The organism is Streptomyces sp. UC4497, from assembly GCF_054871485.1.
In genome coordinates this window covers 186,451-210,729 of sequence record NZ_JBTYHB010000006.1, presented here as the reverse complement: position 1 = coordinate 210,729, position 24,279 = coordinate 186,451, and the positions used below count along the sequence as shown (strand labels likewise).

Sequence of the window (24,279 nt, the reverse complement as noted above, 5' to 3'; positions counted from 1 at the left end):
CCACGGGCCGACAGTCGGGGCGCTTTCCTTTACCCGGGTCGGATTCCCCCCACGGGATCCGGCCTGGGGGTCTTTGGTGCGTCGGCCGCCGGAACACGTACCGCCGGGCGGGCCGCTCAAGCTTCCCGGCGCACGTGCCCCGGCCAACGCTGTCGGGACCGTCCCCCAAGACGGGTCCCGCCGGTGCGGAAACGTCCCCCAAGACGTTCCTGCATCGCCTCCTTAGACTCACGAGAGCTGCAAAGGGTTACGTCCGGACCAATGTGATCTGCGTCTCTTGCATATGTCCCGTGCGTGCGCAAGAGGTCCGATATGTGGATATCGGCCTCTGTGGGGGAGTGCTGCAATTGTGCCGTGTGGATTGTGTGGAGGTCCAGAGATCTCGGCAGGTCTCTGCGTGAATCTGCGCACCCGTGTCGGGTGGTCGGCCGGGGCGCCCCGTTTTTGATCGTGGGTGCGGGGCCGCGCCGGGGTACCTCCTCGGCCACCGGGGTGGGTGCCCCCGGGAACTGCGACTCCACGAGTGGTGCTTCTGCGGAGTCCTGCGGGGGCACCCCGACGCGTCCCCTCCCTCGCGCCGGCGGCTGCCGGTTCGGCTCGACTGCTGTTGATTCCTCCCGCGCCGCGTGAGGGTTCCGGCCCCGGCCGTGCGGATCAGGCGAGTTCGTAGCCCGCCTCGTCCACCGCTGCGCGGACCGCTTCCTCGTCGAGCGGGGCGGTGGAGACGACCGTGACCTGGCCGGTGGCGGCGCTCGCCTGGACCGAGGTGACGTCGGCGAGCTCCGAGATCTCGCTGGACACCGCGCCCTCGCAGTGGCCGCACGTCATGCCCTTGACCTCGTACACGGTGGTGAAGGCGCCCTCGGTGGCCGCGGCGTCGGTTTGGCAGGCGCCGCCGCAGCAGGAACCGGTGTCGGCCTGGGGGAGCTCGGTGTGGGCGCTCATGACGTACTCCTTGGTGGTGAGGGGTATCTCCTGATGCGATCGACTCTATACCCCTAGGGGGTATTCTTCCAAGAAGGGTCCCGGCGGGCGAGTGAGCGCACCCAGGTGAGTGCCAGGAGCGTGATGATGGCCAGTCCGCCGACCGAGAAGAGCGTGAAGAGGTGCTGCTGCGTGTCGGTCGGCTTGGGGATGTAGCCCTCGGCGAAGAGGGTGCGGTCGAGGTTCGTGGTGGTGAGGCGGGCCACCAGCCAGATCGCGATGCCGTGCATGGAGTCCCAGAGGGCGTGCAGGAGCGAGACGCCCAGGTAGGTGAGGATCACGGGGGTCGCGAAGCGGTAGCGGCCGTTCGGCTTGCGGAAGGAGAGGAGGACCGCTGCTGAGATTGCTGTCCACAGGCCGTGGCCGAAGGGGGCGAGCAGGCCGCGGAGGACCTCTGTTTCCAGGAGGGCGCGCAGGTCGATGCCCTTCATGGTGATCGCCGCGTTGAACGCGTAGCCCGCGCTCTCGAAGGCCGCGAAGCCGAAGCCGACCGTGGCACCCAGGACCAGGCCCGCGCGCAGCCCGCTGATGCGCGGATGGCGGTGCAGTACGTAGACGAGGGCGAGCAGCTTGGCCGCCTCCTCGATCAGGCCGACGGCCACGAACATCCACACCGAGGGGTGTACGAGGTAGTACTCCATGACCGACGCGCCGAGCACGCCCAGGATGCCGCCCACCAGGAAGCAGCCCAGGATCAGGCTCACGCCCAGGTCGCGGCCGTGTCGCTCGTACGCCCACAGCACGAAGACCGCCGGGGTGAGGAAGCTGCCCAGCAGGATGAGGGTGGGGAGCAGGGTGGTGTTCTGGGTCGCGTACGTGACGATCGCCGTCAGCACCCATAGTGCGAGGCCGCCCCACAGGCAGCGCTTCCAGAGGCCGGGGCGGATCTGCGGGCCCGGCGGGGGCGGCTGCTGGGGAATCCGGGCCTGGGGTGCCCCGTAGGGCGGCTGGGGCTGCGTCACTGCGATCCCTCCGGCTTGCCGGTAACTTACGGTCACCTTGGGTGATTTGTCCGAAGTTTATGGCGGGGTCGCGTGTGTCGCAGTGTGGGTGCCGGGCCGGGCGGCCCGGCACCCTCGGTTCAGTCCTTGCGGCCCCGGTTGCTCGGGCGGGAGGCCACCCAGGCGCGGACCGTGTCGGCGTACCAGTAGGGCTTGCCCGCCTCGACGTGGTCGGGCGGGGGCAGCAGACCGTGCTTGCGGTACGAGCGGACGGTGTCGGGCTGCACGCGGATGTGCGCGGCGATGTCCTTGTACGACCAGAGCCTGCGGTCGCTCATCGGTGGCTCCTCCCTGGCGGTGCTCACGGCGGCTCGGGGGTGCCGGCGTGATCAACTCAGCCTGTGCCCGGAGAACGAGGTGAACCGGGGTGAAGGGAGGGCCTGTGGGACCCCTGTGACGCAGAACCCGCGTAGGCCTGACATGTGTGACGCCATGGGGGCGTTTGTGACGCGAATGATGCAAAGGGGGCGTGCCGTGGGCGCATGCTCCGGCGCGCAAGTGGATAAGGGAGGCGTCAGACCCCGCAGGAGCGCAGGTAGCGGCGCGTGCGGTCGGCGATCGGGAGCGGGCGGTCCGGCTCGCACGGGTACATGTCCTGCTCGACGATCGCGAACAGGTCGATGTCGAGTTTGCTCGCGGCGGCCAGTACCGGCTCCAACTCCGGTACCCCGCGCGGGGGTTCGGTCATGACGCCCTGTGCCACGGCCGGGCCGAAGGGTGTGCCCTGTTCGTGGACCGTGGCGAGGACCGCCGGGTCCACCTGCTTCAGGTGCAGATAGCCGATCCGCTCCCCGTACGTCTCGATGAGCTTGACGCTGTCGCCGCCGCAGTACGCGTAGTGGCCCGTGTCCAGGCACAGCGACACGAGGTCCGGGTCGGTGGCGTCGAGGAGGCGGGTCACGTTCTCTTCTGTGTCGATGTGGGTGTCGGCGTGCGGGTGGAAGACCAGTTTCAGGCCGTAGCGGTCGCCGATTTCGCGGGCCAGGCGCTCGGTCTGTGTGGCCAGGTTGTGCCACTGGTCGGCGGTGAGGGTGGAGTCCTCCAGTACCTCGCCCGTCTTGTCGTCGCGCCAGAAGGACGGGATGACCACGAGGTGCTGGGCGCCCATCGCCCGGGTGAGTTCGGCGATGGACGACACGTGGTCCCAGGTCTTCTCCCAGACCGCGGGGCCGTGGTGCAGGCCCGTGAACACCGTGCCCGCCGACACCTTCAGGCCGCGGCGGCCCGTCTCCTCGGCGAGTACGCGCGGGTCCGACGGCAGATAGCCGTACGGGCCCAGCTCGATCCACTCGTACCCGGCCTCGGCCACCTCGTCGAGAAAGCGCTGGTACGGGACCTGCTGCGGGTCGTCGGGGAACCAGACGCCCCAGGAGTCGGGGGCCGAACCGATGCGGATGCGCGCGGGCGTGGTCGTCATGGAATCAAGCCTTGAACCGTTCGGAGAGGGGTGTCAAGGCGTAGTCCGAATGTCAGGACAAAGTGTTGACAGGGGGCTCGGGTGGGGCTAGATCTGGCGGGGCGACGGAGAGTGCAGGGCGTCGCGGCGAAGGGGATGGAGCCGGGCTTGAGTGAGGCAGAGGGCGTTGACCTCCGGTGGCTTGCCCGCGTGCGGGCCGAGGACCCCGGAGCTGTCGCCGAGGCCGCCGGCCGGCGCAGGCGGCGGGCGCTGCTCGGCGCGGGGCGGCGGCTGATGATCGTGGCCGCCGACCATCCGGCCCGGGGCGCGCTCGGCGTCGGGGAGCGGGCGTTCGCCATGGCCGACCGGGCCGATCTGCTGCGCCGGCTGTGCGTCGCCCTGGCCCGGCCGGGCGTGGACGGGGTGCTGGCCTCCGCCGATGTGGTCGAAGATCTGTTGTTGTTGGGGGTGTTGGACGGCAAGGTCGTCATCGGGTCCATGAACCGGGGCGGGCTCGCCGGGGCCTCCTTCGAGCTGGACGACCGGTTCACCGGGTATCGCGCCGAGGATCTGGAGCGGTTGGGCTTCGATGCCGGGAAGTTGTTGCTGCGGGTCGATTATGCGGATCCGGGGTCCGGGTCCGTGCGGACGTTGGAGGCAGCCGCTCGTGCCGTCGATGCCATGGCCGCGCGTCGGCTGCCCGTGTTCGTCGAGCCGTTCCTGAGTCGTCGCGATCCCGAAACCGGGCTGCTGCGAAACGACTTGAGCGCCGAGAGCGTCATCACGTCGATCGCCGTCGCCTCGGGGCTCGGCGGCACCTCCGCGTACACCTGGCTGAAGCTCCCGGTCACCGACGACCCCGACGACATGGCCCGGGTCATGGAGACCTCCGCCCTGCCCGCCGTGCTGCTCGGCGGCGACATCAAGGACGGCGACCAGGACGCCACGTACGAGAAGTGGCGTGCCGCGCTGCAACTGCCCACGGTTCAGGGGCTCGTGGTGGGGCGCTCGCTGCTCTACCCGGCCGACGGGGATGTCGCGGCCGCCGTCGACACGGCCGTGGGCCTGCTGCACACCACGCGCGCGGACACCTAGGAGGAGAGTAGAGGCATGACGCACCTTCCACGCGGTAGCGCCGCCGACGGGTCCTACGCCCTGTCCGTCGACCCCGACAAGGTCGGCTGGGCCCGGGCCGGGCTGCGGATCCTCGAACTCCGGGCCGGGCAGACGCACGCCTTCGACACCGGGGAGAGCGAGTGGATCGTGCTGCCGCTTTCCGGCGGATGTTCAGTTCGTGCGGATGGGGTGAACATTGAACTGGTGGGCAGGGGCAGCGTATTCAGTGGAGTGAGTGACTTCGCCTACGTACCGCGCGACACCAGCGTGGAGATCTCCTCCGGTGCGGGAGGCCGGTTCGCCCTGGCAGGAGCGAAATGCGGTCGACGACTCCCCGTCCGCTACGGCCCCGCGCCGGAGGTTTCCGTCGAGGACAGGGGCGGTGGCCGAAGCGCACGCCAGGTGCGCAACTTCGCCGCCGCCGACGCCTTCGACTGCGACCAGCTCATCGCCGTCGAGGTGATCACCCCCGGCGGGAACTGGTCCTCGTACCCGCCGCACAAGCACGACGAGCACCGGCCGGGCGAGGAGACGCTGCTCGAGGAGATCTACTACTTCGAGATCGACCGGGCTGAGGACGGGCCCGAGGGATACGGGTATCAGCGTGTGTCCCCGTCCAGGCCCGGCGGCACCGATCTCCTCGCCGAGGTCCGCTCCGGCGACACCGTGCTCGTGCCCGACGGGTGGCACGGGCCCTCGATCGCCCAGCCGGGGCACGCCATGTACTACCTGAACGTCATGGCGGGGCCCGGGGACGAGCGGGAGTGGCGGATCTGCTTCCATCCCGATCACGTGACGGAGGGATACCGATGAAGACCAGCACCGTCCGCCTCACCGTCGCCCAGGCGCTCGTCCGCTTCCTCACGAACCAGTACACGGAGCGCGACGGCGCCCGGCAGCGGCTGATCGGCGCCACCTGGGGCATCTTCGGCCACGGCAACGTGGCGGGGCTCGGGCAGGCGCTCCTCCAGTACGGCACTGCGCCCAGTGGGGGGACACCCCCCACACCCCCCGTCATGCCCTTCCACCAGGGCCGCAACGAGCAGGCGATGGTGCACGCCGCCGTCGGCTACGCCAGGCAGTGCGACCGGCTGTCCACGCACGCCGTCACCACCTCCATCGGGCCCGGCGCCACCAACCTCGTCACCGGCGCCGCCCTCGCCACCATCAACCACCTGCCCGTACTGCTGCTGCCCGGTGACGTGTTCGCGGCCCGGCCCGCCGATCCCGTGCTTCAGCAACTCGAAGTCCCGTACGCGGGTGATGTGTCGGTCAATGACTGTCTGCGGCCCGTGTCGAAGTACTTCGACCGGGTCGAGCGGCCCGAGCAGCTGATTCCGGCCGCCTTGCAGGCCATGCGTGTGCTCACCGATCCCGTCGAGACCGGCGCCGTCACGCTCGCGCTGCCGCAGGACGTGCAGGCGGAGGCGTACGACTGGCCGGAGGAGTTCTTCCGGGAGCGGGTGTGGGCCGTGCGTCGACCTGCGGCGGACAGCGAGGAACTTGCAGCTGCTGTAAGGGAGTTGAAGCGGGCTCGGCGGCCGCTCGTCGTCGCCGGTGGTGGGGTGCACCACAGTGGCGCCGAGGAGGCCCTCAAGGAATTCGTCGACGCCACCGGGATTCCCGTCGCCTCCACCCAGGCCGGCAAGGGCTCGCTGCTGCACGACCACCCCGCCGACGTCGGCGGCATCGGGCACACCGGGACCGCCACCGCCAACGAACTCGCCCGCACCGCCGACCTGGTGATCGGCGTCGGCACCCGGTACACGGACTTCACGACGGCCTCCGCCACCCTCTTCGCGAACCCCGAGGTCCGCTTCCTGAACCTGAACGTCGCGGCCTTCGACGCCCACAAGCTGTCCGCCCAGCCGCTCGTCGCCGACGCCCGCGCCGGGCTCGCCGCGCTGCGTGAGGCGCTCGGCGGGGCGTACCGGGCCGAGCCCGCGTACGTCGCCGAGTACACCGAGGACAAGGAGCGCTGGGAGCACCGCGTCGACGCCTGCTTCGCCGCCGAGGACGAACTCGTACGCCCGACCCAGGCCCAAGTCCTGGGCGCGCTCGACGAGTTGGCGACCGGGGACGACATTCTCATCAATGCGGCCGGGTCGCTTCCCGGTGATCTGCACAAGCTGTGGCGGGCCCGCTCCCGCGACCAGTACCACGTCGAGTACGGGTACTCCTGCATGGGATACGAGATCCCCGCCTCGCTCGGTGTCGCGCTCGCCGCGCCCGGCCGGCCGGTGTGGGCGCTCGTCGGCGACGGCACGTATCTGATGCTGCCGACGGAGATCGTGACCGCCGTGCAGGAGGACATTCCCGTCAAGGTGGTCATTCTGCAGAACCACGGATACGCCTCGATCGGCGGTCTCTCCGCGTCCGTGGGGGCCGAGGGCTTCGCCACGCAGTACCGGTTCGCGGGGGAGCAGGGGGCGTACGCGGGCGCGCCGCTGCCCGTCGACCTCGCCGCCAACGCGGCCAGCCTCGGGATGACGGTGCATCGCGCCAAGACCGTGCGTGACCTGCGCGAAGCGCTCGCCGCCGCGCGTGCCGCGACCCGCCCCACATGTGTCTACGTGGAGACCGAAACGGCAGACACAGTGTCGGGCCCGCCTCCCGCGCAGGCGTGGTGGGATGTTCCTGTGGCCGAGACGGCGGAGCGCAGCGCCGCGGTCAAGGCCCGCGAGGAGTACGACCGGCGCGCCGCCGGTCGACGCCGCCACCTCTGAGAAGTACGTAGCCGTCACAGGAGTTGCCCGTATGTCTGACACGAAGTTGGTCCACCACTGGATCGGCGGCAAGACCGTCGAGGGCGCGTCGGGCAATCACGGCCCGGTGACCGACCCGGCGACCGGCGCCGTCACCACGCACGTCGACTTCGCGAGCGTCGAGGAGGTGGACACGGCCGTCGCCACCGCCAAGGAGGCGTACAAGTCGTGGGGCCGGTCCTCGCTCGCCAAGCGCACCGAGATCCTCTTCCGGTTCCGCGCGCTGCTCGACGCCAACCGTGACGCGATCGCGGAGCTGATCACCGCCGAGCACGGCAAGGTGCACTCCGACGCGCTCGGCGAGGTCGCCCGCGGCCTGGAGATCGTCGACCTGGCCTGCGGCATCAACGTGCAGCTCAAGGGCGAGCTGTCCACGCAGGTCGCCAGCAACGTGGACGTGTCCTCGATCCGCCAGCCGCTCGGCGTCGTCGCGGGCATCACGCCGTTCAACTTCCCGGCCATGGTGCCGATGTGGATGTTCCCGATCGCCATCGCGACCGGCAACACGTTCGTCCTGAAGCCGTCCGAGAAGGACCCCTCGGCCTCGATCAAGATCGCCGAGCTGCTCACCGAGGCCGGTCTGCCCGACGGCGTCTTCAACGTGCTGCACGGTGACAAGGTCGCCGTCGACCGCCTCCTGGAGCACCCGGACGTCGCCGCCGTCTCCTTCGTCGGCTCGACCCCGATCGCCCGCCACATCCACGCCACGGCCTCCGCCAACGGCAAGCGTGTGCAGGCCCTCGGCGGCGCCAAGAACCACATGCTGGTGCTGCCCGACGCCGACCTGGACGCGGCCGCCGACGCCGCCGTCTCCGCCGCGTACGGCTCGGCCGGCGAGCGCTGCATGGCGATCTCGGCCGTCGTCGCCGTCGGCTCGATCGGCGACGAGCTCGTCGCGAAGATCAAGGAGCGCGCCGAGAAGATCAAGATCGGCCCCGGCAACGACCCGACCTCCGAGATGGGCCCGCTCATCACGGCCGCCCACCGCGACAAGGTCGCCTCCTACGTGAAGGGCGCGGCGGCCGAGGGCTGCGAGGTCGTCCTCGACGGCAGCGACTACACGGTCCCCGGCTTCGAGAACGGCCACTGGGTGGGCCTGTCGCTCCTCGACAACGTCCCGACGAGCGCCAAGGCGTACCAGGACGAGATCTTCGGCCCGGTGCTGTGCGTGCTGCGCACGGAGACGTACGAGGAGGGCGTGGCCCTCATGAACGCGTCCCCGTTCGGCAACGGCACCGCGATCTTCACGCGTGACGGTGGCGCCGCCCGCCGCTTCCAGCTGGAGATCGAGGCCGGCATGGTCGGCGTCAACGTGCCGATCCCGGTGCCGGTGGGCTACCACTCCTTCGGTGGCTGGAAGGACTCGCTCTTCGGCGACCACCACATCTACGGCAACGACGGCACGCACTTCTACACCCGCGGCAAGGTCGTCACGACCCGCTGGCCGGACCCGGCGGACGCCCCCGCCGGCGTCGACCTGGGCTTCCCCAGCAACCACTGAGGGCCGTGCACCGTCCCCGCGCCGTCCGGAGTACGGACAGTTCGCGGTGAACTTCAGCGCTCCGGCTGCGGTTCCCGTACGTAGGGGATGAACCGGGCAGCGTAAGTGGGCCCCGTGAATGACCTTCGTAACCAAGGTCATTTACGGGGTCTTTCTCTTCTCTCCCGGCCGACTTTGCCAACGCCTGAAGAATCGCGTGCAGTTGGCGGAAGCGGTGGTGCGGATTCCGTAGGGAAACAGGCGTTGACGTTCGGATATCGGCGAGGTTGCATGGCGCCGCCCTGTCGCACGAGTCGATCGGAACCGCTCCATGACCGACACGCTTCGCCCAGCCGCCACCCCGTCCCCGCCAGAGGCGGCCCCCCAGGAGCAGAAGCTCAAGCGTTCCATCGGCGTCGTCGGAGGCACCCTGCTCACGCTGTCCTGCGTGACGCCGGCCTCCTCGCTCTTCGTCGTCGTCCCCGACCTGTTCGGCAGCCTCGGTACCGCCACCGCGCTCACGATCGCCGTCGGCTCGCTGATCTGTATCGGCGTCGCCTTCCTCTACTCGGAGCTGGGCACCCTCATCCCCAGCGCGGGCGGCGAGTACGCCATGGTGTCGACGCTGGCCGGGCGCCTGGCGGGCTGGCTGGTCTTCGTCCTGTCCCTGCTGGTCGTGTTCATCGTGCCGCCGGTGATCGCGATGGGCACGGCCGACTACCTGGAGCCGCTGATCCACCTCGACCCGGCGATGACGGGCGCGGGCGTGATGCTGCTGTCCACCCTCGCGGGCCTGCTCGACCTGCGCGCCAACGCGTGGATCACCGGCATCTTCCTCGTCCTGGAGGTCATCGCGGCGGCCCTCGTCGCAGTGCTCGGCTTCGCGCACTCCGAGCGGGGCATCGACTCGCTCGGATCGATGCAGGTCGCGGGCGGGAACGGCCACACGGACGCGGTGACCGGCATGCTCGTCGTCTCCGGCCTCGCCATCGCCCTCTTCGTCACCCAGGGCTTCTCGACGGCCGTCTACCTCTCCGAGGAACTGGAGAACCCGCGCAAGTCTGTGGCCCGTACGGTCCTCGCCACGCTCGCCATCTCCTCCGTCGTCATCCTCGTCCCGGTCGTCGCGATCACGATGGGTGCGAAGGACCTCTCGGCGCTCACCTCGGGCGACATCAGCACCATGGTCGTGGCCTGGTCGAACTCGGCGGTCGGCACGTTCGTCTCGCTCTGCGTCGCGCTCGCCATCATCAACGCGGGCATCGTCATGGTCATCCAGAACTCCCGCGTCCTGTTTGCCTCGGCCCGCGACAAGGCCTGGCCGGGACCGGTCAACAACGCGCTGTCCCGGCTCGGCCGCTTCGGCTCGCCGTGGGTCGCGACCCTGGCCGTCGGCGTCCCCGGCGCGGCCCTCTGCTTCGTCAACCTCGACACCCTGTACGGCGTGACGGGCGTCTCCGTCACCGGCATGTACCTGCTGGTCGCGGTGGCCGCCCTGTTCGCCCGCCGCGCCGCCCACAAGGACCAGCCGGCCTGGCGGATGCCGCTGTGGCCGGGGGTCCCCGTGGTGCTGATCGCGCTGATGCTCTACATCCTCGTCGAGCAGGAGGTCGAGTACCTGCTGTGGACGGGCGGCATCATGGCGGTGGCGACGCTGTACTGGGCCTTCTACTTGAGGCCGAGGCAGGAGACGCGGTGGTTGGTGTCGGTTCCGACTGATTGATTCGATCCGAGCCCTGGGGCCGTCACCACAACTGACTGGTCTCGACGGGAAGGCCGGTGGCCAACGACGAGTTGCCGGCCACGCCCACCGCCAGGGCAAGCGCCCCGTCGCGGGCCGTGGCGCCCTTGCCCGCGGCCGGGGCCGCGCCCTCGTCGGAGCCGTCGCCCAGGGGCCCGAACAACTCCTTCAGCATGCGGAGGTCCCCACCCCCGTGCGAGCCCGCCGACCACTCGTACGGGATCTCCCGCGGTGCCTCCCACAGCGGGCGCAGCAGGATCGACGTGCGGCCGGGGCGGTCCATGACCACTCCGCCGTGCGACGCCCCCTCCCCACCCGCGGCGACCTTCGGCGGCTGCCACGTGTTCTCCTCGACCTCCAGCTCCAGGCGTCCGGCCGTGCCGTTGAACATCACCCGGTAGCCCTCCCAGGGGGAGTACGCCGTCAAGTGGTACGTCATCGTGGCCCCGGAGTCGTAGCGGACCAGGACCGACAGGTCGTCCTCGACGTCGATGGCGTCGCCGAAGACGTTCCGGTCGCGGACGTAGTCGGAGTCGCCCGACGCCTCCGCATCCACGTAAAGGGACTTGAGGTGCGGGTCGTCGGCGAGGTGGATGGCGTACGGGTCGTCGGTGGCCTCGGACGAGCCGTGGGCGCGGACGTAGTCGCGGCGCAGGCCGGTCCGCTCGCCGTTGTCGCGGCCGTAGAAGACGAGGCCGCCCTCCGCGTAGACGCGTGAAGGGGCCGCGCCCAGCCACCAGTTGACCAGGTCGAAGTGGTGGCCCGACTTGTGGACGAGGAGGCCGCCGCTGTGCTGCTTCTCGCGGTGCCAGCGGCGGAAGTAGTCGGCGCCGTGGCGCACGTCGAGGAGCCATTCGAAGTGGACGGAGCGGATCTCGCCGATCGCGCCGTCGTGGAGGAGCTGCCAGACCTTCTCGTGGGCCGGGTTGTAGCGGTAGTTGAAGCCGACGGAGAGCTCGCCGCCGGTGCGCTCCACCGTTTCGAGGATCGAGCGGCACTTCTCCGCGTCCGTCGTCATCGGCTTCTCCGTCACCACCCGGCAGCCCGCTTCGAGTGCCGTGTTGATGTACGTGTGGTGGGTCGCGTCGACCGTGGTGACGAGGACCTCGTCGATCCGGTGCGTGCGCAGGGCCTGCGCGAAGTCGCTCGGGTCGCAGGCCGCCGCCTCCGGTGCGCCGAGCTCCGCGAGCACCCGGTTGTGGTGGGCGATACGGGTCGGGCTCGGGTCCGCGAGGAGGGCTACGTCGTAGTGGGGGCGGGCGCCCAGGGCTTTGGTGTACATCTGGGCGCGGTGGCCGGTACCGATGATCGCGGCGCGCTTCATGGAGGTCAGGATTCCTTTCGCGGGGCTGGGCCTGTGGAGCGGCGGACTATCAACTCGCTGTCCAAGGTGAGCTGTTCGGGTACGCGGCCCGGGTCGTCGAGGCGGCGCAGCATCAGGTCGACGGCGCGTTCGCCGAGTGCGTCGAGCGGGATGCGGACCGAGGTGAGGGCGGGGGTGGCCGTGGTGGCGAGGATGGTGTCGTCGGCGCCGACGACGCTCACGTCGTCCGGGACGCGGACCCCGCGGTCGGCGAGGCGGGAGAGCACGCCGAGCGCCATCAGGTCGTTGTGCGCAACGATGGCGGTGGCGCCCGCCGCCAGGGCCAGGTCGGCGACCTGCGCGCCCGTGTGGAACTTGGGCTCGTGCGGGCCGAACTCGGTTACCTTCAGCTCCAGTTGCTCGGCCGCGTAACGGACGGCGTGGCCGCGCTGCTCGCTTGACCAGGAGTTGCGGGCCCCCAGGATCAGGGCGAGGTGGCGGTGGCCGAGCGCGTGCAGATGTGCCACCGCCTGGCGCAGGCCGTCCTCGCTGGGCGCGACCACGGACGACACGCCGGACACGCTCCGATTCACGGCGACGCTCGGCACCTGCCGGACGACCTCGCCGAGCCGGGCGCCGTCCATCCTCGGGGCGACGAGCAGCAGCCCGTCCACCTGACGGGCCAACGCGCACGCCAACTCGTACTCGTCGTCCGGGTGTTCGTCGGTGTCCGCGAGGAACACGGCGTAGTCCTTGCGGCGGGCGCGGGCCTGCACGGCCTTCACGATCACCGCGAAGAACGGATTGGCGATGTCGGGCACGATGAGGCCGAGCGTGCGGGTTCGCCCTTCGGCGAGGGAGCGGGCGATGCGGCTGGGGCGGTAGCCGAGGCGTTCCGCTGCCGCGAGGACCCGGGCGCGGGTGTCCGGCCGGACCTGGTGCGGGGAGGCGAAGCAGCGGCTGACGGTGGAGGGGGAGACGCCGGCCGCCTCCGCGACGTCCTCAGCGCCTATGGCTGCGCCGCTTTGCCGGTCGCTGTTACGCATGGCGTGTCCCCCTCACGTGGTTGTTTTCGCGTGTGCGCCACGGGTGGTCCGGTTTCGTGGGCGGGTGCTGTCGCGCTGTGGTTTGCGCAGTTCCCCGCGCCCCTGGGGTGCCGGTCCACTGCCACTGCCGCCAGTGCCAGTACGCCCGTTACCAGTGGTGCCAGGATCGTCAACTGCCAGACGCAGACCGCCGAGACCAGTACTGCCCCGCCGAGCATCGCCGACCCCCGTGGATCCCGCGCGGGGCGCGTCCAGTGGCCCGTCGAGGACCAGGTGGATGCCATCCGGACCTGGTACACGACCACCGCGCCCGCCGACCCGGCGATCGCCAGTGCCAGCAGCCAGAAGAGTGGCAGGTCGCCAGCCGCCGTGGCCAGGCGGAGGTCCGCGCCGAGGAAGGCGAGGGCCGCGAGGCCCACCGCCCCCACCACGCAGCCGCCCGGCAGCGCTGCCCGCCAGTCCGCCGCGAACCGGCGGGCCGTCCCCGGCGACGGGCCGTCCGGCACACAGCGACGTACCGCCGCGCAGCCCGCCGCCATCGCCGCCGGCCACGTGACCACCAGCAGGGAACCCGCCGCCACCAGCAGCCCGATCCACAGCACCTCAGCGAAGAGCGTGAACCGCTCGCCGTACGGGGTGTCGCGCCGCGCCACAGTGCCGCTCATGCCGTTCATCCCTTCATTCCGGACGTCGCCGCGCCCTCGATCAGCAGCCGCTGGAACGCGATGAAGAAGGCGATCACCGGGAGGAGCGAGAGGACCGACATGCCGAGCATCGCCCCGTAGTCCTGGCTGCTCGTCGAGTCGACGAACAGGCGGAGCGCCACCGGCAGCGGGTACTTCTCCGGCGACTGGAGGTAGACGAGCGGTGCGAAGAAGTCGTTCCAGGACCAGATGAAGGTGAAGATCGCCGTGGTGATCAGTGCGGGCCTGAGCAGCGGAAGGACGATGTGGCCGAAGATGCGGAAGTGGCCACAGCCGTCGATCAGCGCCGCCTCGTCGAGGCTGCGCGGCAGGTTGCGGACGAACTGCACCATCAGGAACACGAAGAACGCGTCCGTGGCGAGGAACTTGCCGAGCAGCAGCGGGACGTAGGTGTCGACCAGGCCGACCTTCTGGAACATCGTGTACTGCGGAATGAGCAGCAGGTGCGTCGGCAGCAGGATCGTGCCGATCATCACCGCGAACATCGCCCCGCGTCCCCGGAACCGCAGCCGCGCGAAGGCGTAGGCCGCGATCGAGCACGACAGTACGTTGCCGATCACCGAACCCACGGCCAGGACGAGGGAGTTGGCGAAGAAGCGCCACGCCGGGACCTCGGCGATGCCTTCGAGGGCCGTGCCGAAGCCGCTCCAACTGACCTCGGACGGGAGAATGTTGAAGCTGGAGATGATCTCGTCGGCGGGCTTCACGGAGGCCGTGAACACCCAGACCACCGGATAGAGGAGTACCAGGAGCAGGGCGATCGCGCCCGCGTGCCAGGTCAGGGAGCGGGTCCGCAGTGTCCGAAGGGCCGCATTCGGCGTCGTCGTAGCCATCGTCACTTCTCCTCGCCCGCGTAGTGGACCCAGCGGCCCGAAGTCTTGAAGAGCACCGCGGTGATCACGCCGACGACCAGGAGCAGCACCCAGGTCAGGGCCGCCGCGTAGCCCATCCGGAAGTCGTTGAAGCCGAGTTCGTACAGGTACATCGAGTAGACGTGGGTGGAGCCCGCGGGCCCGCCGGTGCCGTTGGAGAGCACGAACGCCGAGTTGAACATCTGGAAGGCGTGCACCATCTCGAGGACCAGGTTGAAGAAGATCACCGGGGACAGCATGGGGACCGTCACCGAGAGGAAGCGGCGCCAGGGGCCCGCCCCGTCGATCTCCGCCGCCTCGAACAGCTCGGTCGGAATCTGCTGCAGCGCCGCCAGGAAGATGACCATCGGTGCGCCGAACTGCCAGACCGACAGCGCGACCAGCGACATCAGTGACCAGTCGGGGTTGGAGATCCAGCCGCCCGTGTGGATCCCGAAGGTGCCGAGGAACTGGTCGACGACACTGCCGGTGGAGAACAACAGCCGCCACACGATGGCCGCGCCGACGCTCGCCCCGATCAGGGACGGCATGTAGAAGGCGGCCCGGTAGAAGTTGCGGCCCTTGCGCCGGGTGTGGAGGAGCAGGGCGACGCCGAGCGCGGCGGCCAGTTTCAACGGCGTCGCGACGACTACGTAGAGCAGCGTCACGCCGACGGTGTCCCGGACCTCGGGGTCGTCGAACAGGATGCGCTTGTAGTTGTCGAGGCCGATCCAGCGCGGCGAGTCGAACAGGTTGTAGTCCGTGAACGACATGTAGAGCGAGAACAGCATCGGGCCGAGCGTCAGCAGGGCCGCGCCGATCATCCACGGGGTGAGGAAGACGTACGCGGAGCGGTCGTTCGTGCCCCGGCGGCGGCGCTTGGCGGGGCTGGTCGAGGGGGAGTCGCCGCGGCGTGCGCGGGGTATCGCGGCGTCGGTCGTCGTCGTAGAGGCCATGAGGGCTCCGTACGTTTGCGGGGAGGGGAGGCGAAGGCGGCCGTGCGTCAGGCGAGGGTGACCTTGGACTGGTCGAAGTAGAGGTCAACGGCCTGGTCCACGGAGATGCGGTCGTAGAAGAGCTTCTCGGCGACGCGCATCAGATAGACGTTGAGCGAGGCGCCGCCGTCGGCCGGGGGCGGCGGGGTCGGCGAGAGCGTCTTCTCGACCTGCTTCTCGTACGTCTGGACCTGGCGCACCTTCGGGTCGCTGAGATCGGCGGCGCCCTCCTGGCTCGTCGTGGGCGGCATGCCGATGTTGGTGCCGAGGATCTTGCCCACGCGCCGGTCGTTGATCATGAAGTTGATGAACTGCGCGGCCTCGCTGAGGTACGGGCTCTTCGCGGCGGCCCCCATGAACATGCCCGGCTTGGAGTAGATGCCGGATTTGCTGGTGTCGCTCGGCACCTGGCCGAGGCTGAGCTTGCTGCCGCGCATGTCGCTGCGGCCGCCGACCTGGTTGTCCCACTCCAGGTTGGAGGCGACGCGGCGGGTGGTGATGGGATAGCCGGGCAGCGACTCCAGGACGACGTCGGGCCCGCCGAGCGCGCCCTCCTTGCGCCACTCGTTGACCTTGGTGAAGTAGCGGCGCATGTCGTCGGGGGAGAAGCCGAGTTCGCCGTTCTCCGTCCACATCTGGAGGCCCTGCTGACGCATCCAGATCTCGACGCCCAGATAGTTCTGGCCGGGGTTGTCCATGCCGAACTGCTTGTATCTGCCGTACTTGGACACCTTCAGGGACTGCTCCATGAAGGTGTCCCAGTCCATCCGCTTCGTCGGCGGGCGGGCCCCCGCCTTGGCCCAGACCTCGGCGTCGTAGTGCAGCGCGACGCTGTTGTGGGAGAGCGGCAGGCCGACGCGGCGGTCGTCCACCAGGCCCGCCGTGCGCACGGATTCGACCACGGTCGAGGTGTCGATCTCCTTGCCGGAGCCGGAGAGTTCGTTCAGGTCGGCGAGTACGCCGTGCTCGCCGAGGGTGCGGATCCAGGCGTAGTCGACGTGCATCACGTCGGGCGGGTTGCCGCCCGCGGCGGCGGTGCTGAGCTTCGGCCAGAACGAGTCGAAGGCGGCGAAGCTCGACTTCACCTTGATCTTGGGATGTTCTCGCTCGAACACCGCGATGCACTTGTTGATCAGGTCGGCCCTGCCGCTGTCGCCCCAGAAGAAGTACCGCAGCGTCACGCTGCCGCCGGCGCCGACGGACCGCGAGGGTCCGCCGCAGGCGGTGAGCGCGGCACCGAGGCCGGAGGCGAGCAGGGCGGACAGGGTGGTGCGACGGGAGGGGGCGGCACTGCCCATAGGGGGCCTCCACGAGCGGCTCGGCGGTGGGCGCTGTCGAGGGAGGACGTTTGCATGCGCTCGCAGGCCGGTCAATGGATTGCGCAAGGATTTCCGGAAGCGAAAATTCCCACCAACTCCCGCCGCTGCGCGACCTCTTGACGAACTCTGCGAGCGCTCGCAGAATGTCGGGACACCCCCAGCCTCGAATGCCGGGACAACCCCCAGCCTCGTCGGCGACTGCGGCATTCCAGCCCCGCCGGCGTTTGAGGCGCGGGGTCCGGGGCGGAGCCCCGTGGCGTGGGACCGGTCGACCGGTCGAATTCGTGGTTCTCGGCGTCGCGGCCACGTACCACGCCCGCGGTACCCCGGAGGGGCCTCGTACGTCTGGGGGAGGGTGGTTGCCTCAGTCCACCGGATGCGGTGGTTGTCGGTGGTGGCGCCTACCGTTGACCCATGGTTTTTCGACGGCGCGTGTGGCGCGAGCGGATACGCGGGTGGCCGCGACGGTGGATCGCCGTCGCGGCGGCCCTTGTCGTGCTCGCGGGAGCGGGTACGTGGACGGGACTCTCGGCGGCCGCCGACTCGGGCTCCGGCGGGGCATCCGCCGTGCACCGGCAGGACCGGATGATGTCGATGGGCGGCGGGGTGCGCATCGACACGTCGTACTTCACCGCGGGTGATCCGTCCCACAAGCGGCCCGCGGTGCTGCTCACGCACGGCTTCGGCGGCAGCAAGGCCGACGTCCGCGCGGAGGCGGAGAAGCTCGCCGCCCACGGGTACGCGGTCATGACCTGGTCGTCCCGCGGCTTCGGCCGGTCCGGCGGCAAGATCGGCCTGAACGACCCGAAGCACGAGGTGGCCGACGTCTCACGCCTGATCGACTGGCTGGCCAAGCGCCCCGAGGTGGAGCTCGACAAGCCGGGCGACCCGCGCGTCGGCGTCACCGGAGCCTCGTACGGCGGCGCGGTCTCGCTGCTCGCGGCGGGCCACGACAAGCGGGTCGACGCGATCGCCCCGCAGATCACGTACTGGAACCTCGCGGACGCGCTGTTCCCCGACGGTGTCTTCAAGAAGCTGTGGGCGGGCGCCTTCTTCACCTCCGGTTCCGCGCCGCTCGGCAAGCGCACCAGTGAGGCCGGGCTGGCCTGCGGCCGCTTCGAGGAAAAGCTGTGCGACATGTACAAGCGCGTCGCCGTCGCCGGGAAGCCGGACGCCGCGGCCCGCAAGCTCCTGGAGGAGCGCAGCCCCGTCGCCGTCGGTGACCGCATCAAGGTCCCCACGTTCATCGCCCAGGGCCAGACGGACTCCCTCTTCCCCCTCGGTCAGGCCGACGAGATAGCGCGCCACGTCAAGGCGAACGGCGCGCCGGTCCAGGTCGACTGGCTGAACGGCGGGCACGACGGCGGCGACATGGAGGTCGACCGGCTGCACGAGCGCGTGACGTCCTGGTTCGACCGCTACCTGAAGGACGAGAACGTCGACACGGGCCCCGCGTTCCGCGTCACCCGCACCGGCGGCGTCGACTCCACGGACGGCGCGGCCACGCTGCGCGGCGCGAGCGGCGATCTGTACCCGGGCCTGCGCGGCGAGCGGCGCACGTCGGTGCCGCTGAAGGCGGCCAACGAGACCTTCCAGAACCCGCCGGGCGGCGGACCGCCGTCGATCTCCTCCGTGCCGGGCCTCGGCAAGGTGTCGAACCTGTCGACGTCGCTCGGCACCGGCTTCTCCCTCGAGTACCCCGGCCAGTTCTCGCGCTTCGACTCGGCGCCGCTGAAGAAGTCGCTGCGCGTCACCGGCTCCCCGACGGTCACCGCCCACGTGAAGTCCTCCACCGGCACGGCCGTGCTGTTCGCCAAGGTGTACGACTCCGGGCCCGACGGGACGCGTCAGGTGCTGCCCTCGCAGCTGGTGACGCCGGTCAAGGTGACCGGAGCGGACGGCGCGGGCAAGGACGTGAGGATCACGCTTCCGGCCATCGACCACGAGGTGCAGAAGGGCCACAAGCTGCGGCTCGTGCTCTCCGCGACCGACCTCGGCTTCGCGTCGCCGAACGAGCCCGCGACGTACCAGGTCTCCGTGCGCGACAGCCTGAGCGTGCCCACGGCCCCCGACGTGAAGACGGCGCCCACCCCGCTGCCCGCATGGGTGTGGTGGCTGCCGGCCGGGGCGCTCGTGCTCGCGGCCGGAATCCTGTTCACGGCCCGGCGGCGCACGTCGGCGCCCGCGCCCGACCCGGCGCTCGCCGAGGTCCCGCTCCAGATCACGGACCTCAGCAAGAAGTACGCGGGCTCCACGGACCGGTACGCGGTGCGGGACCTGTCCTTCCGCGTCGAACAGGGCCAGGTCCTCGGCCTCCTCGGGCCGAACGGCGCGGGCAAGACCACGACCCTGCGCATGCTCATGGGCCTCATCCGGCCCGACGAGGGCGAGATCCGGGTCTTCGGCCACGCGATCAGGCCCGGCTCCCCGGTCCTGTCCCGCGTCGGTGCCTTCGTCGAGGGGGCGGGCTTCCTGCCGCACCTGTCCGGCCGGGAGAACCTGGAGCTGTACTGGAAGGCGACCGGCCGCCCGGCCGCGGACGCGCACCTCGACGAGGCCCTGGAGATCGCCGGCCTCGGCGACGCCCTCGCCCGCGCGGTGCGCACGTACTCGCAGGGCATGCGTCAGCGCCTCGCGATCGCCCAGGCCATGCTCGGCCTCCCGGACCTGCTCATCCTCGACGAGCCGACGAACGGGCTCGACCCGCCGCAGATCCGCGAGATGCGCGAGGTGATGATCCGCTACGCCCGCGCAGGGCGCACGGTCATCGTCTCCAGCCACCTCCTCGCCGAGGTCGAGCAGACCTGCACGCACCTCGTGGTGATGGACCGCGGCCGGCTCGTCCAGGCGGGCCCCGTCGCGGACATCGTCGGCTCCGGCGACACGCTGCTCGTCGGCGTCGCGGGCGAGGTCTCCGACGCGCTCGTGGAAAAGGTGGGCGGCCTCGCGGGCGTGGAATCGGTGGTGCGGGTCGACGACGGCCTGCTGGTCCGCCTCGTCCCGGACCCCGACCTCGACCCGGACCCGGTCGCCGGATCCGACCCGGCCGCCCGGCTGGTCGCGGAGCTGGTCCGGCTCGACGTACCGGTGCGCTCCCTCGGCCCGCACCGCCGCCTCGAGGACGCGTTCCTGACCCTGATCGGAGGGGCATCGGCATGACGACGACCGGAGTCGAGACCGGGGCGCGCGACGTGCCCGAACTCGCCCACGGCTACCGGCCGGGCCGCACGCTCCCGCTGCGCGTGGAGCTCGTCCGCCAGGTGAAGCGGCGGCGCACGCTGGTGATGGGCGCGGTCATGGCGCTGCTCCCGTTCGTGCTCGTCGCCGCGTTCGCGATCGGCGGGGAGCCGGGCGGCGGCGGAGGCGACGGCGGCCAGCGCGTGAACCTGATGGACACGGCCACCGCGTCCGCGGCGAACTTCGCGGCGGTGAGCCTGTTCGTGTCCGCCGGGTTCCTGCTGGTCATCCCGGTGGCGCTGTTCTTCGGCGACACCGTCGCGTCCGAGGCGAGCTGGTCGAGCCTGCGCTATCTGCTGGCCGCTCCGGTGCCGCGGGCCCGCCTGCTGTGGTCCAAGCTGGCCGTCGCGTTCGGGCTCAGCCTCGCCGCGATGCTGCTGCTCCCGCTGGTCGCGCTCGGCGTCGGCGCGGTGGCGTACGGCTGGGGACCGCTGGACATCCCGACCGGCGGCGCGCTGCCGGCGGGCACGGCGGTGCAGCGCCTGCTGGCCGTGGTCGCGTTCATCTTCGTGTCCCAACTGGTCACGGCGGGGCTCGCGTTCTGGCTGTCGACCAAGACGGACAACCCGCTGGGCGCGGTCGGCGGCGCGGTCTTCCTGACCATCGTCGGCAACGTCCTGGACGCGGTCACCGCGCTCGGTGACTGGCGCGACTTCCTGCCCGCGCACTGGCAGTTCGCCTGGGCGGACGCGATCCAGGCGCAGCCCGAATGGGGCGGGATGATCCAGGGGGCGTCGGTTTCGGTGGCGTACGCGGTGGTGCTGTTCGCGCTGGCGTTCCGGGGGTTCGCGCGCAAGGACGTGGTGTCGTGAGACGTACGCCGTAGCGGAACGACCGGCTCCCGTACGCGTGACCGGTTCGGGACCGGGCCGCAACACTTTCGAGCGCTCCTCTCGGCCGCCTCGCGCGTCACAGGTCACATGACACTGACGCAGGGAAATCAGCCGCCTGGTGCGATGCGGCCTCATGGGGTGCGGCCCGGTGCGATGCGGCTCGGTGCCGCGCTGCTCGTCGGCGGGCTGCTGCTCACGGGGTGCGGGGGCTCTGGCGGTTCGGCCGACGAATCGGGCCACAAGTCGAGCCGCGGCTCGGCCGACGAACCGGCGGCGCCGTCGGGCCCCGATGTCGTGGCGCCCGAAGGGACGGCCGAAGGGACGGCCGGGGAGGACCGGCGCTCCACGTTCGCCCTGGACGTGGACACCGCCTCGTACGGGTACGCGCGCCGCAGCCTGGGCGAGGGACGGCTGCCGGAGCCGGGGACCGTGCGGCCCGAGGAGTTCGTCAACAGCTTCCGTCAGGACTACCCGCGGCCCGAGGGCAACGGCTTCTCGGTGACCGTGGACGGCGCCCGCACCGGCGGGGACGGTTGGCGGCTGATGCGGGTGGGCCTCGCTACGGCGCCGCCCCCGGCCGACGGCGAACGCCCGCCGGCGGCCCTGACGTTCGTCGTCGACATCTCCGGCTCCATGGCGGAACCGGGCCGTCTGGACCTCGTACGGGAATCACTGACGACGCTCACCGGACAGTTGCGCGCGGACGACTCCATCGCGCTGGTCACCTTCAGCGACGAGGCGCGGACGGTCCTCCCGATGACCCGCCTGGGGCCACGGGACGGCGAGACCCGCGACCGGGTCCGCGACGCCGTCGACACCCTCGAACCCACCGACTCCACGAACCTGGAGGCGGGCGTGGAGACGGGCTACGCCACGGCCGTCGAGGGGGTGCGGGCCGGCGCCACGAACCGCGTCGTCCTGCTCTCCGACGCCCTCGCCAACACCGGCGCCACCTCGGCCGACACGATCCTCGAACGCATCGCGGACGCCCGCCGCGAGCACGGCGTCACGCTCTTCGGCGTGGGTGTGGGCAGCGACTACGGCGACGCGCTGATGGAACGCCTCGCCGACAAGGGAGACGGCCACACCACGTACGTCTCCAGCGCCGCGGACGCCCGCAAGGTCTTCACCCAACAGCTTCCGGCCCACGTACAGTTGAGGGCGCGGGACGCGAAGGCGCAGGTGGAGTTCGACGCGGACACGGTCGCCGAGCACCGTCTCCTCGGTTACGAGAACCGGCGCGTCGCCGACGACGACTTCCGTGAGGACAGCGTCGACGGCGGCGAGGTCGGGCCCGGTCACACGGTGACGGCCCTCTACGCGGTCAGGCTCCGCGACGGCGCCGAGGGCGAGGTCGCCGAGGCGACCGTGCGCTGGCTCGCCCCGGCGACCCGGGCCCCGCGAGAGGCCTCCGGCCGGGTGACCGTGTCCGACCTCGACGGTGAGCTGTGGTCGTCCGACACCACGCCCCGCCTGCGCGTCGCCGCGGTGGCCGGCTACTTCGCCGACCAGCTGGGCGGCGCCGAGGGCCGGCGGTTCCCTGGCTCGCCCACGCTGCCGGAACTCTCCGATCACGTAGGGCAGTTGGTGCCGGCGACCGAGGACGCGGACGTGCGGAAGCTGCGCGACGCGATCCGGGAGGCGGTGCGGCTCGGCGTCCGCCAATAGAGGCTGATGTGGCCTACCGGATCTGGCGCCCGGATATCGCTCGCGCGATCACCAGGCGCTGGATCTCGCTCGTGCCCTCGAAGATCGTGTAGATCTTCGCGTCCCGGTACATCCGCTCCACCGGGTGTTCCCGGCTGTAGCCGGCCCCGCCGAGGACCTGGATCGCCTTCTCGCTTGCCGCGACGGCCAGTTCACCCGCGCGGAGCTTGGACATGGAGCCCTGGCCCGCGTCGAAGACCTTGTCGTTGCGGGCCATCCAGGACGCCTGCCAGATGAGGAGGCGGCAGGCCTCGATCTCCGTGCGCAGATCGGCGAGGGCGAACGCGATCGCCTGGTTCTCGATGATGGGGCGGCCGAACGCCTCGCGCTCGCCCGCGTAGTCGAGCGCGTACTCGTACGCGGCGCGCGCGATACCGAGCGCCTGCGCGCCCACCGTCGGCCGGCTGACCTCGAAGGTGGACATCGCGGCCTGGCCGCGGGAGCGCGACGTCCCCTCGCGGGCCCGCGCGAGCCGCGCGTCCAGCCGGTCGCGACCGCCGAGCAGGCAGTGGCCCGGGACGCGGACGTCGTCGAGGAAGACGTCGGCCGTGTGGGAGGCCCGCAGGCCCAACTTCTTTATCTTCTTGGCGCCTTCGAGGCCCGGCGTGCCCGGCGGCACGATGAACGCCGCCTGGCCGCGCGAGCCGAGCTCCGGGTCGACGGAGGCGACGACGACGTGCACGTTCGCGATGCCGCCGTTGGTGATCCACGCCTTCTGGCCGGACAGGACCCACTCGTCCTTCGCCTCGTCGTAGCGGGCCCGCGTGCGCATCGCCGCGACGTCCGAACCCGCCTGCGGCTCCGAGACGCAGAACGCCGCGACCTTCGGGTCGTCCTCGTCGCCGTAGCACTGCGGCACCCACTCGGCGAGCTGGTCGGGCGTGCCGGAGGAGAAGATCCCGGCCACCGCGAGCGAGGTGCCGAAGAGGGCCATGCCGATGCCGGCGTCGCCCCAGAACAGCTCCTCGTTGGCGATCTGCAACGAAATGCCGCTCGGGTCGCCGAACATCTCGGCGAGGGACTCGAAGCCGTAGAGGCCGATCTTGGCCGCCTCCTGGATCACCGGCCAGGGCGTCTCCTCGCGCTCGTCCCATTCGGCGGCCGCGGGGCGGACGACATCGGCGGCGAAGCCGTGCACCCAGTCCCGCAGGTCGCGCTGTTCCTCGCCCAGTTCAAGGGAGAAAGCCATGACGGTCCGGACTCCTTTCCCTCACGCCTTGGGGATGTCGAAGTAGCGGGTCAGGCCGGAGGCGAGTGCGACGTCGCCCGCGATCTTGACCTTGCGCATCATGAACATCGTGACGGGCGAGGAGTTGCCCGAGACCAGCTTGAGGAAGTCGGCGTCGCCCATGATCAGCGTGACGCGCGGCTCGGCGTCCGAGCGGCCCTCGGTGACCGTGCAGGTGCCACCCGAGATCCTGGTTTCGTAGACCGCTTCCGGGACTTCGTCCTGGCCGGTCACCTTCCAGCGGATCAGGGCTTCGAGGGACCCGGCGACGTCCGGCTTGAACTGCCGCTCCATGCGCCCGAAGACCTCCTTGAGGACGCGGGTGCGCAGCTCCTCGTCCTGCGCGATCTGGTTGATCTCCTTCGCGGAAAGCCCCTTCACGATCCGCGCGAACTCCTCGGGCGTGACGCTCGCGAAGTCGAGCGCCGCGATCTCCTCGGCACCGCTCATGGGCCCACTCTCCTTCTTGCTTACGGCGACCTTACCGCTTAGTAAGTTTACTGATTGGTAAGGTTACGGCGACGTAGATAGGCTGACAAGAGTGACGGGCACATCGGGAGCGGCTCAAGGGCG

At 70.5% G+C, this 24,279-nt stretch carries 20 protein-coding genes; 8 read left to right on the top strand and 12 right to left on the bottom strand.

All coding sequences use genetic code 11. The features are described from left to right. Positions 1-654 precede the first annotated feature (654 nt). From ACYSUO_RS11365 to ACYSUO_RS11350, 4 genes are all read right to left on the bottom strand, one after another. Positions 655-945, bottom strand: coding sequence for a heavy-metal-associated domain-containing protein (locus ACYSUO_RS11365; protein WP_461775935.1), 291 nt, complete (start codon positions 943-945; stop codon positions 655-657). 53 nt (positions 946-998) lie between these two features. After that, the gene (locus ACYSUO_RS11360; RefSeq protein ID WP_461775934.1) at positions 999-1,946 is read right to left on the bottom strand and encodes a PrsW family intramembrane metalloprotease; all 948 of its coding nucleotides are present in this window, start codon (positions 1,944-1,946) and stop codon (positions 999-1,001) included. Positions 1,947-2,065: 119 nt separating this feature from the next. Next, positions 2,066-2,263, bottom strand: a complete 198-nt coding sequence (locus tag ACYSUO_RS11355; RefSeq protein ID WP_461775933.1) for a helix-turn-helix transcriptional regulator — start codon at positions 2,261-2,263, stop codon at positions 2,066-2,068. A 236-nt stretch (positions 2,264-2,499) separates the two neighbouring features. Continuing rightward, complete coding sequence (locus ACYSUO_RS11350) at positions 2,500-3,402, bottom strand: sugar phosphate isomerase/epimerase family protein (RefSeq protein ID WP_461775932.1); 903 nt, start codon at positions 3,400-3,402, stop codon at positions 2,500-2,502. Between the two features lie 147 nt (positions 3,403-3,549). On the opposite strand from ACYSUO_RS11350, the gene ACYSUO_RS11345 reads away from it, so the two are divergent. From ACYSUO_RS11345 to ACYSUO_RS11325, 5 genes are all read left to right on the top strand, one after another. Beyond that, complete coding sequence (locus tag ACYSUO_RS11345; protein ID WP_461775931.1) at positions 3,550-4,476, top strand: Cgl0159 family (beta/alpha)8-fold protein; 927 nt, start codon at positions 3,550-3,552, stop codon at positions 4,474-4,476. 15 nt (positions 4,477-4,491) lie between these two features. Further along, a complete protein-coding gene (gene iolB, locus ACYSUO_RS11340; RefSeq protein WP_461775930.1) occupies positions 4,492-5,310 on the top strand; it encodes a 5-deoxy-glucuronate isomerase in 819 nt (272 codons plus the stop codon). Then, entirely contained in the window at positions 5,307-7,223 is a 1,917-nt protein-coding gene (gene iolD / locus ACYSUO_RS11335; RefSeq protein WP_461775929.1) for a 3D-(3,5/4)-trihydroxycyclohexane-1,2-dione acylhydrolase (decyclizing), read from the top strand. The genes iolB and iolD overlap by 4 nt, the downstream gene beginning before the upstream one ends. 31 nt (positions 7,224-7,254) lie before the next feature. After that, the gene (locus tag ACYSUO_RS11330) at positions 7,255-8,763 is read left to right on the top strand and encodes a CoA-acylating methylmalonate-semialdehyde dehydrogenase (RefSeq protein ID WP_461775928.1); all 1,509 of its coding nucleotides are present in this window, start codon (positions 7,255-7,257) and stop codon (positions 8,761-8,763) included. Positions 8,764-9,073: 310 nt separating this feature from the next. Beyond that, entirely contained in the window at positions 9,074-10,465 is a 1,392-nt protein-coding gene (locus ACYSUO_RS11325; RefSeq protein WP_461775927.1) for an APC family permease, read from the top strand. Between the two features lie 22 nt (positions 10,466-10,487). Here the strand turns inward: ACYSUO_RS11325 and ACYSUO_RS11320 are convergent, their stop codons facing one another. Genes ACYSUO_RS11320 through ACYSUO_RS11295 form a run of 6 tightly spaced genes read right to left on the bottom strand, consistent with a single transcriptional unit; the run spans position 10,488 to position 16,680 of the window. Beyond that, positions 10,488-11,807 carry a Gfo/Idh/MocA family oxidoreductase gene (locus tag ACYSUO_RS11320; RefSeq protein WP_461775926.1) on the bottom strand — a complete coding sequence of 440 codons (1,320 nt, stop codon included), beginning with the start codon at positions 11,805-11,807 and terminating at the stop codon, positions 10,488-10,490. Positions 11,808-11,812: 5 nt separating this feature from the next. Further along, positions 11,813-12,832, bottom strand: a complete 1,020-nt coding sequence (locus tag ACYSUO_RS11315; RefSeq protein WP_461775925.1) for a LacI family DNA-binding transcriptional regulator — start codon at positions 12,830-12,832, stop codon at positions 11,813-11,815. Further along, entirely contained in the window at positions 12,796-13,497 is a 702-nt protein-coding gene (locus ACYSUO_RS11310; protein WP_461775924.1) for a hypothetical protein, read from the bottom strand. The genes ACYSUO_RS11315 and ACYSUO_RS11310 overlap by 37 nt, the downstream gene beginning before the upstream one ends. A 5-nt stretch (positions 13,498-13,502) precedes the next feature. Continuing rightward, positions 13,503-14,369 (bottom strand): carbohydrate ABC transporter permease, encoded by an 867-nt coding sequence (locus tag ACYSUO_RS11305; RefSeq protein ID WP_461775923.1) that lies wholly within the window; start codon positions 14,367-14,369, stop codon positions 13,503-13,505. A 2-nt stretch (positions 14,370-14,371) separates the two neighbouring features. Next, positions 14,372-15,343: a carbohydrate ABC transporter permease gene (locus ACYSUO_RS11300; RefSeq protein WP_461775922.1), complete on the bottom strand. Its 972-nt coding sequence runs from the start codon at positions 15,341-15,343 to the stop codon at positions 14,372-14,374. A 47-nt stretch (positions 15,344-15,390) separates the two neighbouring features. After that, positions 15,391-16,680, bottom strand: coding sequence for an ABC transporter substrate-binding protein (locus tag ACYSUO_RS11295; protein WP_461775921.1), 1,290 nt, complete (start codon positions 16,678-16,680; stop codon positions 15,391-15,393). 435 nt (positions 16,681-17,115) lie between these two features. On the opposite strand from ACYSUO_RS11295, the gene ACYSUO_RS11290 reads away from it, so the two are divergent. The 3 genes from ACYSUO_RS11290 to ACYSUO_RS11280 all read left to right on the top strand — a co-directional run bounded on the left by ACYSUO_RS11290 (position 17,116) and on the right by ACYSUO_RS11280 (position 22,439). Continuing rightward, entirely contained in the window at positions 17,116-19,860 is a 2,745-nt protein-coding gene (locus ACYSUO_RS11290; RefSeq protein ID WP_461775920.1) for an alpha/beta fold hydrolase, read from the top strand. Beyond that, a complete protein-coding gene (locus ACYSUO_RS11285) occupies positions 19,857-20,750 on the top strand; it encodes an ABC transporter permease (RefSeq protein ID WP_461775919.1) in 894 nt (297 codons plus the stop codon). The genes ACYSUO_RS11290 and ACYSUO_RS11285 overlap by 4 nt, the downstream gene beginning before the upstream one ends. 144 nt (positions 20,751-20,894) lie before the next feature. Beyond that, entirely contained in the window at positions 20,895-22,439 is a 1,545-nt protein-coding gene (locus ACYSUO_RS11280; RefSeq protein ID WP_461776025.1) for a vWA domain-containing protein, read from the top strand. A 13-nt stretch (positions 22,440-22,452) separates the two neighbouring features. Here ACYSUO_RS11280 and ACYSUO_RS11275 read toward each other — a convergent pair whose 3' ends face one another. After that, on the bottom strand, positions 22,453-23,667 hold the full coding sequence (locus ACYSUO_RS11275; protein ID WP_266719443.1) for an acyl-CoA dehydrogenase family protein: 1,215 nt from the start codon (positions 23,665-23,667) through the stop codon (positions 22,453-22,455). Between the two features lie 21 nt (positions 23,668-23,688). Further along, on the bottom strand, positions 23,689-24,156 hold the full coding sequence (locus ACYSUO_RS11270; protein ID WP_461775918.1) for an SCP2 sterol-binding domain-containing protein: 468 nt from the start codon (positions 24,154-24,156) through the stop codon (positions 23,689-23,691). Between the last annotated feature and the right edge of the window lie 123 nt (positions 24,157-24,279).

Coding starts and splice junctions, on each gene's coding strand:
- ACYSUO_RS11365 (WP_461775935.1), bottom strand. CDS start 945: ATGAGCGCCCACACCGAGCTCCCCCAGGCCGACACCGGTTCCTGCTGC.
- ACYSUO_RS11355 (WP_461775933.1), bottom strand. CDS start 2,263: ATGAGCGACCGCAGGCTCTGGTCGTACAAGGACATCGCCGCGCACATC.
- ACYSUO_RS11350 (WP_461775932.1), bottom strand. CDS start 3,402: ATGACGACCACGCCCGCGCGCATCCGCATCGGTTCGGCCCCCGACTCC.
- iolB (WP_461775930.1), top strand. CDS start 4,492: ATGACGCACCTTCCACGCGGTAGCGCCGCCGACGGGTCCTACGCCCTG.
- iolD (WP_461775929.1), top strand. CDS start 5,307: ATGAAGACCAGCACCGTCCGCCTCACCGTCGCCCAGGCGCTCGTCCGC.
- ACYSUO_RS11330 (WP_461775928.1), top strand. CDS start 7,255: ATGTCTGACACGAAGTTGGTCCACCACTGGATCGGCGGCAAGACCGTC.
- ACYSUO_RS11325 (WP_461775927.1), top strand. CDS start 9,074: ATGACCGACACGCTTCGCCCAGCCGCCACCCCGTCCCCGCCAGAGGCG.
- ACYSUO_RS11320 (WP_461775926.1), bottom strand. CDS start 11,807: ATGAAGCGCGCCGCGATCATCGGTACCGGCCACCGCGCCCAGATGTAC.
- ACYSUO_RS11315 (WP_461775925.1), bottom strand. CDS start 12,832: ATGCGTAACAGCGACCGGCAAAGCGGCGCAGCCATAGGCGCTGAGGAC.
- ACYSUO_RS11310 (WP_461775924.1), bottom strand. CDS start 13,497: ATGAGCGGCACTGTGGCGCGGCGCGACACCCCGTACGGCGAGCGGTTC.
- ACYSUO_RS11305 (WP_461775923.1), bottom strand. CDS start 14,369: ATGGCTACGACGACGCCGAATGCGGCCCTTCGGACACTGCGGACCCGC.
- ACYSUO_RS11300 (WP_461775922.1), bottom strand. CDS start 15,343: ATGGCCTCTACGACGACGACCGACGCCGCGATACCCCGCGCACGCCGC.
- ACYSUO_RS11295 (WP_461775921.1), bottom strand. CDS start 16,680: ATGGGCAGTGCCGCCCCCTCCCGTCGCACCACCCTGTCCGCCCTGCTC.
- ACYSUO_RS11290 (WP_461775920.1), top strand. CDS start 17,116: ATGGTTTTTCGACGGCGCGTGTGGCGCGAGCGGATACGCGGGTGGCCG.
- ACYSUO_RS11285 (WP_461775919.1), top strand. CDS start 19,857: ATGACGACGACCGGAGTCGAGACCGGGGCGCGCGACGTGCCCGAACTC.
- ACYSUO_RS11280 (WP_461776025.1), top strand. CDS start 20,895: ATGCGGCCTCATGGGGTGCGGCCCGGTGCGATGCGGCTCGGTGCCGCG.
- ACYSUO_RS11275 (WP_266719443.1), bottom strand. CDS start 23,667: ATGGCTTTCTCCCTTGAACTGGGCGAGGAACAGCGCGACCTGCGGGAC.
- ACYSUO_RS11270 (WP_461775918.1), bottom strand. CDS start 24,156: ATGAGCGGTGCCGAGGAGATCGCGGCGCTCGACTTCGCGAGCGTCACG.